Annotated in this window: 12 protein-coding genes and 1 tRNA gene; 9 read left to right on the top strand and 4 right to left on the bottom strand. The window is 35.5% G+C overall.

Annotated features, from left to right (window positions below; all coding sequences use genetic code 11):
• The first annotated feature begins 7 nt into the window (after positions 1 to 7).
• The 5 genes from H3Z82_RS04450 (at position 8) to H3Z82_RS04430 (ending at position 6551) form a co-directional block, all read left to right on the top strand.
• On the top strand, positions 8 to 1624 hold the full coding sequence (locus tag H3Z82_RS04450; protein ID WP_182202920.1) for a S8 family peptidase: 1617 nt from the start codon (positions 8 to 10) through the stop codon (positions 1622 to 1624).
• A gap of 16 nt (positions 1625 to 1640) precedes the next feature.
• Complete coding sequence (locus H3Z82_RS04445) at positions 1641 to 3533, top strand: M1 family metallopeptidase (protein WP_182202917.1); 1893 nt, start codon at positions 1641 to 1643, stop codon at positions 3531 to 3533.
• A 76-nt stretch (positions 3534 to 3609) separates the two neighbouring features.
• Entirely contained in the window at positions 3610 to 3993 is a 384-nt protein-coding gene (gene rnpA, locus H3Z82_RS04440; protein WP_182202915.1) for a ribonuclease P protein component, read from the top strand.
• Positions 3994 to 4011: 18 nt separating this feature from the next.
• Positions 4012 to 5646, top strand: coding sequence for a S41 family peptidase (locus H3Z82_RS04435; RefSeq protein ID WP_182202912.1), 1635 nt, complete (start codon positions 4012 to 4014; stop codon positions 5644 to 5646).
• Between the two features lie 71 nt (positions 5647 to 5717).
• On the top strand, positions 5718 to 6551 hold the full coding sequence (locus tag H3Z82_RS04430) for an OmpA family protein (RefSeq protein ID WP_182202910.1): 834 nt from the start codon (positions 5718 to 5720) through the stop codon (positions 6549 to 6551).
• Here H3Z82_RS04430 and H3Z82_RS04425 read toward each other — a convergent pair.
• Both H3Z82_RS04425 and rpiB read right to left on the bottom strand, forming a co-directional pair.
• Complete coding sequence (locus H3Z82_RS04425) at positions 6548 to 6991, bottom strand: GNAT family N-acetyltransferase (protein ID WP_182202908.1); 444 nt, start codon at positions 6989 to 6991, stop codon at positions 6548 to 6550. The two genes, H3Z82_RS04430 and H3Z82_RS04425, sit on opposite strands and share 4 nt — an antisense overlap.
• 115 nt (positions 6992 to 7106) lie before the next feature.
• Complete coding sequence (rpiB, locus tag H3Z82_RS04420; RefSeq protein ID WP_182202905.1) at positions 7107 to 7541, bottom strand: ribose 5-phosphate isomerase B; 435 nt, start codon at positions 7539 to 7541, stop codon at positions 7107 to 7109.
• Positions 7542 to 8601: 1060 nt separating this feature from the next.
• Here rpiB and rnr point away from each other — a divergent pair.
• From rnr to H3Z82_RS04400, 4 genes are all read left to right on the top strand, one after another.
• Positions 8602 to 10836 (top strand): ribonuclease R, encoded by a 2235-nt coding sequence (rnr, locus tag H3Z82_RS04415; RefSeq protein ID WP_182202903.1) that lies wholly within the window; start codon positions 8602 to 8604, stop codon positions 10834 to 10836.
• Positions 10837 to 10875: 39 nt separating this feature from the next.
• A complete protein-coding gene (locus tag H3Z82_RS04410) occupies positions 10876 to 11172 on the top strand; it encodes a YbjQ family protein (protein ID WP_182202901.1) in 297 nt (98 codons plus the stop codon).
• A 53-nt stretch (positions 11173 to 11225) separates the two neighbouring features.
• A complete protein-coding gene (locus tag H3Z82_RS04405; protein WP_235982360.1) occupies positions 11226 to 11900 on the top strand; it encodes a head GIN domain-containing protein in 675 nt (224 codons plus the stop codon).
• 125 nt (positions 11901 to 12025) lie between these two features.
• A complete protein-coding gene (locus tag H3Z82_RS04400) occupies positions 12026 to 12703 on the top strand; it encodes a LysE family translocator (protein WP_182202898.1) in 678 nt (225 codons plus the stop codon).
• A gap of 572 nt (positions 12704 to 13275) precedes the next feature.
• Here H3Z82_RS04400 and H3Z82_RS04395 read toward each other — a convergent pair.
• Both H3Z82_RS04395 and folB read right to left on the bottom strand, forming a co-directional pair.
• Positions 13276 to 13346, bottom strand: a tRNA-Cys gene (locus H3Z82_RS04395).
• A gap of 53 nt (positions 13347 to 13399) precedes the next feature.
• A complete protein-coding gene (gene folB, locus H3Z82_RS04390) occupies positions 13400 to 13762 on the bottom strand; it encodes a dihydroneopterin aldolase (protein ID WP_182202895.1) in 363 nt (120 codons plus the stop codon).
• Positions 13763 to 13788 lie beyond the last annotated feature (26 nt).

The following is a 13788-nucleotide window of genomic DNA, read 5'->3' as shown; positions in this document are numbered from 1 at the left end:
AGATCACATGAAATCATTTAAATCATTCGCTATTGCTGCTTTTGCAGCAAGTATTCTTTTTAGTTGTGGATCAACTTCTAGTGTCATATCCACGCCGTTGGAAAACATTGACACCTTGCCCTTAAAAACTTCTGAATTGACCGAAGCTGAAAAGCAACATTGGGGTCATTTAGATTTAAAAAACGATACCATTCCTGGGATGAGCGTAGATCGGGCTTACGATGAAATTATCAAAAACAGAAAAGGCAGTGCTGTTATCGTGGCGGTGATTGATTCAGGAATTGATATTGACCACGAAGATTTACAAGGCTCTATTTGGACCAATACTAAAGAAATCCCTGGTAATGGGATAGATGATGACAACAACGGATATGTTGATGATGTGCATGGTTGGAATTTTCTCGGCGATGGTTATAATGAGCAATTGGAATTTGTACGACTTTTGGCCAGTGGTGATACCTCACATCCTCGATATGCGGAGGCCAAAGCAGAACGTCAATCGGAATATGACAAATACCTTGGTATCAAAACAAACTACGAACAGTTTTTACAACAAATTACCAATGCCGATGATGCTTTAGAAAAGGAAACCAAAAAGAAAAATTATACCAAGGAAGATGTCAATGCCATCAGTACCAGCAATCAAACCTTAAAACAATACGTCGCTATTGCAAATTACGTGTATTCTATGGATTTTGATAGCCTTAAAGATGCTATAGCTGATATCAGTGAAGGTTTGGTAGACATAAATGACCGTCTTAATTATAACCTTAATATCGATTTTAGAGGTCGTAAAACAGGTGATAATCCTGATGATATGGTAGAGAAATACTACGGCAATAACAACGTTAAACCTATTAAACCATCAGAGAGCCACGGTACACACGTTGCAGGTATTATTGCTGCCGGAAGACATAACGGTATAGGTGCCAATGGTGTTGCAAATAATGTTAAAATCATGAGTATTAGAGCGGTTCCAAATGGTGATGAATATGATAAGGACATTGCTTTGGCCATTAGATATGCTGCTGATAACGGTGCCCAAATAATCAATACCAGTTTTGGTAAATATTACTCTCCACATAGTGATTGGGTTAGAGATGCCATTGTGTACGCCGCCTCTAAAGATGTCTTGATTGTTAATGCCGCAGGAAATGAAGGTGCTGATCTTGATACCAAAGATGTCTATCCTAATGATGCTATTGGTACCGGACCTGAAGTATCGGATAATTTTATCAGTGTGGGATCATTAGATCCAAAGTACGGATCAGGAATGGTTTCAAGCTTTTCAAATTATGGTAAAGTAAACGTTGATATTTTTGCTCCAGGAGGAAATATTTATTCAACCTTCCCAGAAAACACCTATAAGAGCATTGGAGGCACCTCAATGGCTTCTCCGGCGGTTGCGGGTATTGCAGCATTAATTCGTTCTTATTATCCAAAATTGACCGCCCCACAGGTTAAAAAAATTATTTTGGATTCTGGTTTGGCTCTCACTACTAAAGTAATTGTTGGTGGTGATGAATCTAACGTCAAACCATTTAACGAATTATCAAAATCACAAAAAATTGCCAATGCATACAACGCGATGATCTTAGCGGAAAAAACGGCAAGAAACCTTTAACTAAACCATGTATAATATGAAAATTATTTTTTCTTTAAGTCTCAGCTTCTTTTTGCTTATGCCACTTACCAAAGGGCATTCTCAAAACGAGACACCACCATCGTCTAATCCGCACTATTGGCAACAACATGTAGATTACACCATGGAAATTGATATGGATGTTGAAACCTACAAGTATACCGGCACCCAAAAATTGGTCTATACCAATAATTCACCTGACGTTTTAAACCGGGTTTATTACCATTTATATCCAAATGCCTTTCAACCAGATAGTGAAATGGATGCGCGGTTAAAAAGTATTCCAGATCCTGACGGCCGAATGGTCAATAATTTAGGAACTAGGGCTGAACCCAATTATGAGAGTAGAATCAGTAAATTAGGCCCGGATGAAATAGGCTATATCAAAGTGAATTCATTGACTCAAGATGGCAAAAATGTCAATCATGAAACAGAAGGTACCATTTTGATTGTTACTTTAAATAAACCGATCCAACCTGGCGAAAAAACAACGTTTGATATGGTTTTTGATGCCCAAGTACCGGTGCAAATCCGCCGCTCTGGACGTAACAATAAAGAAGGCGTGGCATTATCCATGGCACAATGGTATCCGAAACTGGCAGAATACGATGATGAAGGCTGGCACGCCCATCCGTATATTGCTAGAGAATTTTATGGTGTTTGGGGCGACTTTGATGTCAAAATTACCATCGATAAAAATTATACTATTGGAGGTACTGGCTATCTTCAAAATCCGAACGAAATTGGCCACGGCTATGAAACTGGAACGGTAAAAAAACAAAAAGGGAAAACTTTGACTTGGCACTTTAAAGCACCAAACGTCCATGATTTTACCTGGGCGGCAGATCCAGAATATATCCATGATAAAGTTCAGATTGAAAATGGTCCGATGTTGCATTTTCTCTATAAAAAAACCATGCCAGCGGAGAAGTTGGAAAATTGGAAAATTTTACAGCCGGTTACCGAACAGTTAATGGATTATTTTAATACCCATATAGGCGACTATCCTTACGATCAATATTCGGTGATACAAGGTGGTGACGGCGGTATGGAATACGGAATGTGTACACTCATTGTTGGCGAAGGCACCATAAGTGGATTGATCAGTGTAACGGCTCATGAATTGGCACACAGTTGGTTCCAGTTTGTATTGGCCAGTAATGAAAATAAGCACTCCTGGGTAGATGAAGGCTTTACCAGCTACATTCAAGATAGAGCATTGGATGCCATTTCTGAAACTAATAGCGACAATCCTTTTGCGGGGTCGTATCGTTCCTATATTGCAATGGCCAATTCCGATAGAGAACAGCCACTAACCACCCACGCTGACCGTTTTGCCTACAATCGAGCATTTTCCGTTGCTTCCTACGTTAAGGGTGCATTATTTCTGTCGCAATTGGGCTATATTATGGGCGAAGATAATCTCAACAAAACCCTTAAACAGTACTATAAGGAATGGGCTTTTAAACACCCAAAACCTATGGATTTTATTCGTGTTGCCGAAAAAGTTTCAGGACTTGAATTGGATTGGTATCTGACCGATTGGGCACAAACCACAAACACGATTGATTATGCCATTAAAAACGTGGAATCTGAAGATCATAAAACGACGGTAACCTTAGAACGTATCGGATTGATGCCAATGCCTTTAGATCTTGAAATTACTTATACCGATGGTTCAAAATCAGCCTATCATATTCCATTACGCATGACGCGCGGTGCAAAACCAACACCTGATAGCACAACCGTATTATCAAATTGGGCCTGGGCCTATCCAACCTATACTTTTGACATTGATAAAAAGAAAAGTGCTATTGCAACCATAACCATTGACCCGAGAGGTTATATGGCGGATGTCAATAGAGAGAATAACGAATTTAAAGTGAATTAAATTCCGATTTACTTTTATAAAAACCGCTTCCAACAGGCGGTTTTTTTATGCCTCAAAGTATTATCTTTGCTGCCCTATGGATCAATCATATAAAAAAACAGAAAAACTTAAAAGCCAAAAGCTTATTGAAAAGCTCTTTTCTGAAGGCAAATCTGTAGTTGCTTATCCATTGCGATTAGTTTATTTAAAAACCAACTTTGACGATCCAGTAAAAATAAAGGCAGGTGTTTCCGTCAGCAAACGGAATTTCAAAAAAGCTGTGGATAGAAACAGAATAAAACGCTTAATGAGAGAAGCTTATCGTCTTAATAAATCGACATATTTTAACAACATTCCTGATCAATATGCGTTTATGATTTTGTACATTGGTAAGACCCAACCAGATTTTGAAACTGTTTCAAAAAAGATGAATGCCTTAATGGCTGCTTTTTTGAAACGACAGTCCCTCACTAAACCCTAATTTTTTGAGACTAAGATTATGAAAAAGTTATTGACCAAAAAGATAGTCATTCCTGTATTTTTAAGTGTTTTATTTATAACAGGATCTGCATTTAAAAACGACTTCTTTGAAATTGCCAAACAAATAGAAATTTTTACGACGCTTTTTAAAGAAGTCAATATGAATTATGTTGACGAAACAAATCCCGCAGATTTGATGGATACGGCCATAAAAAGCATGCTCCAAGATTTAGATCCCTATACCAATTTTTATAACGAACAGGATGTAGAGGCATCACGAATTAATAATACTGGCGATTATACAGGCATTGGAGCGAGTGTATTAACCTTAAAGGATAAATTGGTCATCATAGAACCTTACAAGGATTTTCCGGCAGATAAGGCAGGATTAAAGGCGGGAGACGAGATTATCAAGGTAGATAATACCGTTGTTGCTGACTTTAGTGATGATGCCGGGAATTTACTACAAGGAACCGCTGGTACAACTGTAGAGGTAACTTACGTACGTCAAGGAAAAACACATACAGCCATCATTAAACGTGAAGCCGTAGAAATTCATGCCGTTCCTCATTTTTCAATGATTGATGACAAAACTGGATACGTGGTGCTGCGTAAATTCAATCAAAAAGCATCTACCGAAACCATTAATGCCATTAGAACCTTAAAAAATGAAGGAGCCAAACAGCTTGTTTTAGACCTTCGTGGCAATTTAGGAGGTTTATTGAATGAAGCGGTAAACGTGACCAATATTTTTGTGCCTCAAAATCAATTGGTGGTCACCACAAAATCAAAGGTTGATAAATACAATAAAACCTATTACACGCAGAAGGAACCTATAGACACTGAAATTCCAGTAGTTGTACTCATTGATGGCCGAAGTGCATCAGCAAGTGAAATTGTAGCAGGTGCCTTACAAGATTTGGATAGGGCAGTGGTTGTGGGTGCCAGAAGTTTTGGAAAAGGCCTTGTGCAGCGTCCAAAACCATTGGTTTATGGCACACAGTTGAAAATTACAATTTCACGGTACTACACGCCTTCAGGTCGCTGTATCCAATCTTTAGATTATTGGAATAGGGATGAAATGGGCAAGGCCACACGCGTTACTAAAGATAATTATACCGCCTTTAAAACAAAACGTGGCAGAACAGTCTATGATGGTGGTGGTATCCAACCTGATGTAGAACTGGGTATTACAAAATTAAGTCCTATAACCAATGCAATTGTTAACGAAAATCTGATTTTTGACTTTGCTACGGAGTATTATTATTCACATCAAGTTACCGATTTAAAAACCTTTGAATTAACGGATGCCGATTTTAAAGCATTTAAGAATTTCTTAAAATCCAATAATTTCACCTTTGAAACCAAAACCGAAAAAGCCTTTGACGATGCCCTCACAGTGGCTAGGGAAGAAGCATTAAACAGTGTTATTGATGCAGAATATGATAGTCTATTGAAGGCATTGAATACCTATAAAACAGAAGCTATTGATGCCAATAAAACGCAACTTATGGGCTTACTGGCAGAAGAGATAGTAAAACGTTACTTTTACAGAGAAGGTATGTATGCTTATTATATAGAACACAACACCGAAATTAAAAAAGGCACCGAAATTCTTAAAAATCCTTCAACTTATCTCGGTTATCTTCAATAAATTCCATACATCGATAACACAATGTGATTCCTGAAAAATTAGTTATATTTAATCTTTCAAGTTATCTACTTATGAAAAAAATCTTATTCTTAGGGTTTCTCATATCCCAACTAATCTGGGCACAGGAGGAATTGAAGCACGAGGTATTTTTTAAAACAGACGCTTACGATGTAACGGATACCGAACACAGCCGACTTTTACTTTTTTTATCTGAAATTGAGTCTTTAGACATTGAAAAAATCTCTATTTATGGATTTACGGACGATCGTGGGAGTGCCGAATACAACCTGATACTCTCACAAAATAGAGCCAACAGCATCAAAACCATCTTTTCAAATAACGAATTTGATGAATCCATTATCACCAATGTAGATGGCAAGGGCAAAATTCTACTAAAACTCATCAAAGAAGAGGATGTCAGTAAAATAAGAGGGTTGAACAGAAAAGTTGAAATCATTGTAACGCCCTATTTTCCTCCAAGACCAGAGGTCATAACTAAAACGAAGACCGCTAGCGAAACTTTAGCAGGAGATATAAAAATAGGCGATTATATTCTATTGGAAAATATCCTATTTAAAACCGGTTACAGTTATTTACTTCCAGAATCCAAAAAAACCTTGGAAGAAATTTCAAAAGTTCTACTACAACGCGAAGATATTTATTTTACCATCCAAGGTCATGTATGTTGCACCCAAAACAGTAGGGATGCTATTGATAGAAAAACAAAAAAACGTAATTTATCCTTGGCAAGAGCTAAATACATTTATGATTATCTGGCAAAAAAAGGTGTCGATCCAAAACGTATGAAATTTGTGGGTATGCGACGAAAATTTCCACTTGGCGGAGAAGCTAAATATGACCGACGTGTAGAAATATTAGTCACCTACGTCAATGAGGTCAATTAGGATTTTAGCATGCCAATATGCGGAATCCCATCTTCTAAATATTCATCGCCAACCGCTTCAAATCCTAAATTATTATAAAACCGTTTCAAATAGGTCTGCGCAGATATTTTAATTTTAGTTTCATTATAAACCTCTTCTATCACCTTGATGGAAGCTGTCATAATATCATAGCCATATTTTAAATGACGCTCTCCTTCTTTAACTAACACTCTTCCGATGCTGGCGTGCTCAAAATAATCATCCGGTTTAAAAACTCGGGTATAAGCAATTAACTTATCATTTTTAAACCCCATAATATGTAAGGCATTTTGATCTTTATAATCAATATCTTGATATACACAATCCTGTTCCACCACAAATACCTCACTTCGCAACTGTAAAATTGCATAAAGCTCCTCTAATGAAAGCTCTTTAAAAGTTTTGATACTGATGTTTAGCATAAGCTATAGTATAAGGTGAATAGTTCCTCCCTCTAAAAAACAGAAAACGTCCTAATTGTTTCTTAAAAAATGGAGGAAAAAAATTAGTAGATTTACATTAAATAAGCTTGGAGAATTAATGTTGAACTGGAATTTTCTTGATTCGGTTTTCATGACGCCCGCCTTCAAAAGCAGTATTTAAAAAGGTATCAACCATTTCAATAACTTGTGGCAACGCTGTAAAGCGAGATGGAATACTCAAAATATTGGCATTGTTATGTTGTCTGGCCAGCGCGACAATCTCTTTAGTCCAACATAAGGCAGAACGCACCCCTTGATGCTTATTTGCCGTCATATTGGCTCCATTACCGCTGCCGCAGATAATAATCCCGTAGTCTACCGCTTTATTCTCGACATCTTTGGCGACGGGATGCACAAAATCTGGATAGTCAACACTGTCATTACTATTAGTTCCATAATTGTTAACTACATATCCTTTCTTTTCCAAGTGCTTTATAACCGCTTGTTTATACTCAGTTCCTGCGTGATCATTACCAATTGAAATCGTCATAATATTTATTTTTTAGATCTTATTTTCAAGTGATAAAGTTACAAAATTATATAGCCTATCTGTTTTAAATTTAACTTGGAATAGAGATGTTACCAACAGCTTATTAATTCTTATAAGAATATGTCCTAAAAAGAATTAAGACCACTTCGCTATTAGAATAAAGAAAAAAACTTAATACGTAATACATTGATACTACGGCCTATAAAACTCAAATTTTAAAATGAATTATGAGGTTTGAGCACTATATTATAAAAACAGCGAATTAAGATTATTTGTGATTTTAGAGGTATCATCTGTTAATAACCAATTACAGGGTTATTGACAATCTAATAATCTGTAGTTTAACTTTACAAAAAACTATAAGAAGGATTTCAACTTAATCAAAATAATTGGCATTCTGAAATTAAGTATAAATAAACTGATAACAATCGGCCATCAACAATTGCTCATTACTTGTTCATAACTTGTGGCTAAGAAATAAAAGATAAATTTTAAATATCCGATTTTTTTTCTCAACCAAATCTTAAATGATAAAACCAAAAAAGTTAGCCAATTTGTTTGGATTGTTTATCATCATCCAAATGATAGTCTATGAACATGAAAATGACAAAATGTTATGAGCAAACTGCTGTGAATTATGGTTATCAACAGCTGTTAACAACTATGAAGATAGCATTCAGAATCAACCAATTTGATAAATATAGCCTGTTAACATCGACTTGAGGAACTGTAATAAGTGACTATTCAAAGCGAAACTACATAAAGTTATAACGGTTATTAACAAGCTATCATAAACATCATTATTTTTTTAAATTTTAAATAAAAACAGATTATAATATATATAAATGTGGATAACTGTTTTAAATCGTAATTTTTGATTTTTATATTTCTCAAGTAATCAATTATCTAAAATAGATGTTAAGAAAACAGTCATTTAAAATTTAAACCGTAGTTTTGTAAAACTTAATTACCAATCTTCTCCTTTAATTAAGTTTGAAATAACTGAATTTCGCTCCCGACGCTTCGGGATTAGAAATTCAATAAGATCATATTATAATACATGACAAAAAAAAGAAGAAAGGGATCATCAAAAAAGATCTCTAACCTAACAAATACAATTCTAAGTATTTTAAAAAAAGATAGAAACCAATCTTTCAATTACAAACAAATTGCTGCTAAACTTGGAGTGGATGATGCTTCGAGCAGGAATCAAATTATAAAAAAACTTCAAGAACTCTTAGCTAAAAAAGAAATTGAAGAAACCGAACGTGGCAAATTCAAAGCCATTGTTACTACAGAATATCACACAGGAATTTTGGATATGGCTTCAAGAGGCTCAGGCTATATTATCAGTCCTGATTTTGATGAAGATATCTATATCGCTTCAAATAATATTAACAAGGCCTTAGATGGCGATGAAGTTGAGTTTTACGCCTATAAACGCCGTAAAAAAGGAAAATTTGAGGGTGAGATTACAAACATTATCAACCGTGCCAAAAGTGAATATGTGGGCACTATTCAAATTCATAATAATTATGCTTTTGTAGTGGTCAATAGCAACAAAATGTACACGGATATTTTTGTACCCATTAATAAAATAAATAATGCTGAAGATGGTGATGTTGTCCTGGTATCTCTTGAAAATTGGGAAAAGGGCGAGGATTCACCAAAGGGAAAAGTATTAAAAGTACTCGGGAAACCTGGAGAACATAATACGGAAATCCATGCCATTCTTGCGGAATACGGCTTGCCTTATGAATTTCCTCAAGAAGTTGAAGACTATGCCAATACATTAGATACCTCCATTAATGAGAAAGAAATAGCCAAACGTCGTGATATGCGAAAAGCATTGACTTTTACTATTGATCCAAAAGATGCCAAAGATTTTGATGATGCTTTATCGTTTGAAATCTTGGATAATGGATTGTATGAAATTGGCATCCATATTGCTGATGTATCGCATTATGTACAGGAAGGCACTGTTTTGGATGATGAGGCTTATGAGCGTGCCACCTCGGTGTATTTGGTGGATAGGGTAGTACCAATGCTTCCAGAGGTACTCTCAAATAACGCCTGTTCTTTACGTCCGAATGAAGAAAAATATACCTTTTCGGCCGTATTTAAGATGAACGACAAAGCTGAAATTAAGGACCAATGGTTTGGTAGAACGGTGACTTACAGTGATGCACGTTTTTCTTATGAAGAAGCGCAAGTTATTATTGAAAATAATACAAAAACGCCTTCCCATAAAGATATCTCCTCAATTGATACATTAATTCCTGAAGATATTGCTATTGAAGGTAAGGCATATCATGCGGATAAAAATGTTGGATTTGCAGTTTTAAAAATGGATGAAATGGCCAAAATCATGCGTGGTAAACGGATGAAGGAAGGCGCGATTTCTTTTGATAAAGTAGAGGTGAAATTTGATCTGGATGAACAGGCCAATCCGATAGGTGTATTTTTTAAAACCAGTAAAGATGCCAACAAGTTAATTGAAGAATTCATGTTGCTGGCCAATAAGAAAGTTGCCGAATTTATAGGTAAACAATCACCAAAAAAGACTTTTGTCTATCGTGTACATGATGAACCGGATGCTGATAAATTAGCCACCTTACAAGGTGTTGTCTCTAAATTTGGTTATAAACTTAATTTTAAGGATCGTAATAGTATTGCATCTTCCTTAAACGGTTTATTACGTGATGTTCAGGGTAAAAAAGAACAAAATTTAGTGGATACCCTGACTATCAGAACAATGAGTAAAGCAGAATATACCACAGACAATATTGGACATTATGGTTTGGCCTTTGATTATTACACGCATTTTACCTCACCAATCCGACGTTATCCAGATGTCATGGTGCATCGGTTATTGCAACACTATCTTGATGGTGGAAAATCGGCCAATGAAGCTATCTATGAAGAAAAATGTAACCATTCCAGTAATATGGAAAATCTGTCCACAAAAGCAGAACGTGATTCTATAAAATACATGCAAATTAAATTTATGGAAAACCATAAAAATGAAGAATTTGTTGGGGTTATTTCTGGTGTGACCGATTGGGGTATCTATGTTGAAATTATTTCCAATAAATGTGAAGGTATGGTTTCGGTTAGAGATATGACAGATGATCATTACGAGTTTGACGAAACAGAATATGCTTTGGTTGGTAGAAAAACTGGAATCAGTTATCAACTTGGAGAAGAAGTAGTGGTCAAGGTTAAAAATACCGATTTAGTAAAGAAACACCTCGATTTTACGCTGATTGGAAAACCACAAATTATCGAATTATAATTGGTTCCTTTAAGGCTTATATTTTTTAAATAAAAACTTATGATTCTGACCACCACCAACACAATAGAAGGCTTTAAAATCATGGAATATAAGGGCATTGTTTCCGGTATTTCAGTGAATGTCCAAAAATTGAAAATGACTTTTAATATGGAAAAATATTATAAAGCCATTGCGGAAAGTATGGGTTTGGTTAAAGAACAAGCGTTTCAACAACTTCAAGACAACGCCAGAAATTTAAAAGCCAATGCCATTGTAGGAATTAAAGTGGATATAGAATTGACAACCAGTAATTATGTCACGGTTTCAGTAACTGGGACTGCGGTATTGGTGGCTTAATTTTTTAGATTTTTCTCTAAAGAAGTTTAAAATAAAAGCATAAAACATTAAAAATGAAAATAGTATTAACCTTAGCATCAATTTTTATAAGTGTGATGGCTATTGGGCAACAGGATCTTGAAATACAATTAGACGACTTTAATGAAATAAAAGTCTATGATATGATCAATGTTGAATTGATTCAATCTAATAAAACTATGGCCATCATCTCTGGAGATAATACAAAAGATGTTGAAATGGTCAATAAAAGAGGTCAATTGAAAATTAAGATGCGTCTTGGAGAAAAGTTTGAGGGCAATAAAACCCTGGTCACTTTGTATTATAAAAATATAGACATTATTGATGTTAATGAAGGCGCTTATGTGTCTTCTGATGCGCCATTGGAACAGGAAAATATTGAATTGAGAGCTCAAGAAGGTGCAGTTGTTCAGTTAAACCTAAAGGTTGATAATATGACCGTAAAAGCCGTTACTGGAGGTGAGATAGCCATTTCTGGAAAAGCGACAAAACAAGATATTACCATCAATACCGGTGGCATTTTTCAAGGCGAATCCTTTGAAACTGAAACTACTCATATCACGATAAGAGCTGCTGGAGAAGGATATATCAATGCTTCCAAATTTGCAGACATAAAAATTAGAGCCGGGGGTGATGTTTATATTTATGGTAATCCTGAAACGATAAGGGAGAATAAATTATTTGGAGGTCGGATTAAACGTATGGATTAGAAGACTATTAAATTCCTTAAACTCTGAATATAAATAAACCTATCGATAGCTACGCATAAGGTTTTGGACATTTCAAAGCTTTAAAAGGATAAAAAAATATGTAGCTTTGTTGAAACGCAAGTTATATGATTGACGAGATTCTATCAGCAATTCCATTTGGGATCATATTGGCATTCACCATTGGCCCTGTGTTTTTCGTGCTTTTGGAGACCAGTGCCACCAAGGGATTTAAAAGCGCTCTTATTTTCGATTTAGGGGTGATGTTGGCAGATGTTTTATTTATTGCCGTGGCCTTTCTGAGTACCAATAAACTCCTCGACAAAATAAAAGATGATCCTAATTTTCTGGTATTTGGCGGCGTAATTTTAGTGGTTTATGGGATAATCACGTTTACAAAAACCTCAAAATCATTTCGAACTATCGTCAGGGAATACCATAAAGTAGAATTTCAAAAGAATTACGGAAAACTATTTCTGAAAGGATTTTTGTTGAATTTCATCAATATCGGTGTATTGGTCGGATGGTTGGGCTTCATAATTATTGCAAATTCATTTACGGAATCTAAAAGTGGGGTCATTGTTTTTCTGAGTACGATTTTGGTCACCTATTTTATCATTGATCTTTTTAAAATATTGATTGCCAAAAAATTAAAGAATAAATTAACCCCGCGACGCATTTTTAAAACAAAAAAGATTATTGCCTTAGTGATTTTAGGATTTGGTATCTTATTACTTTCCCAGGCCTTTTTCCCTAAAGAAAAAGAATTACTTAAAGATCGGTTGGAGCATATTAATCCGTTCTAGATTTCTTTGGTGTTCCTTAGATAGAGCACAGATGACGCCGATTTCTCATGATAGTCACTGATTTTAAAGCATTTTTTAAAAAATGCTCAAAAGTGCGTTTGACAGCGTCTAAACCTCTCAGGTTTTCAAAACCTGAGAGGTTTTTTTCAAGCGTCCCGATAGTTCGGGAGAACCGCTGTATAAGGTTTGCAGTGTTTTTTATTAATTCTTCATAAAAATTCAGGAATAAAAAAACCCATACCTTTCGTTAGGCATTCTTCCCAAAAGAAAAAGAATTATTAAAAGACCGATTGGAGCATATAAATCCGTTTTAAATTTCTTATGTGTTCCCTAGATAGAACACAGATAACGCCGATTTCTCATGATAGTCACTGATTTTAAAGCATTTTTCAAAAAATCTGAAAAGTGCGTTTGACAGCGTCTAAACCTCTCAGGTTTTCAAAACCTGAGAGGTTTTTTTCCAGCGTCCCGATAGTTCGGGAGAACTGCTTTGTAAGTTTTGCAGTGTTTTATTAATTCTTCATAAAAAATCAGGAATAAAAAAACCCATAACTTTCGTTATAGGTTTTTTGAGGCATCAAGCGGATTCGAACCGCTGTAGAAGGTTTTGCAGACCTCTGCCTAGCCACTCGGCCATGATGCCCAGTTTTAGGAAGTGCAAAGGTAAAAAAAATATACTTGGTAAGCTATTTTGTTTTATTTATTTCGCTTAGCGGTCATTTTGATGGTCACTTTTTCCACATCACCACCAATTGGTGGGTTTAATTTACTCACATGAACCGTCGCTTTTTTAACCAATGGAACTTCGTTAAAAATCCTGTTCAAGATACGATTTGCAACCGTTTCAAGCAAATAGGACGGTACTTGCATTTCTTCTTTAATAATCCGGTTAAGCAAGACGTAATCTACAGTATCACTTAGTTTATCGGAAATTGCAGAAGTTTTTAAATCTGCTTTCACTTTTAAATCTACACGATAATCACTCCCAATCGTCGTTTCTTCCTTCAGACATCCATGGTGTGCAAACACGCGGATATTTTCAACTTTTATAGTCCCCATAATTCCAAATATACACGCAAAAATAA

The organism is Gelidibacter maritimus, assembly GCF_014062315.1.
Classification (GTDB): Bacteria; Bacteroidota; Bacteroidia; order Flavobacteriales; family Flavobacteriaceae; genus Gelidibacter; species Gelidibacter maritimus.
Note: the sequence above shows the minus strand (reverse complement) of the source record. Positions and strands in the feature narration are given on the sequence as shown.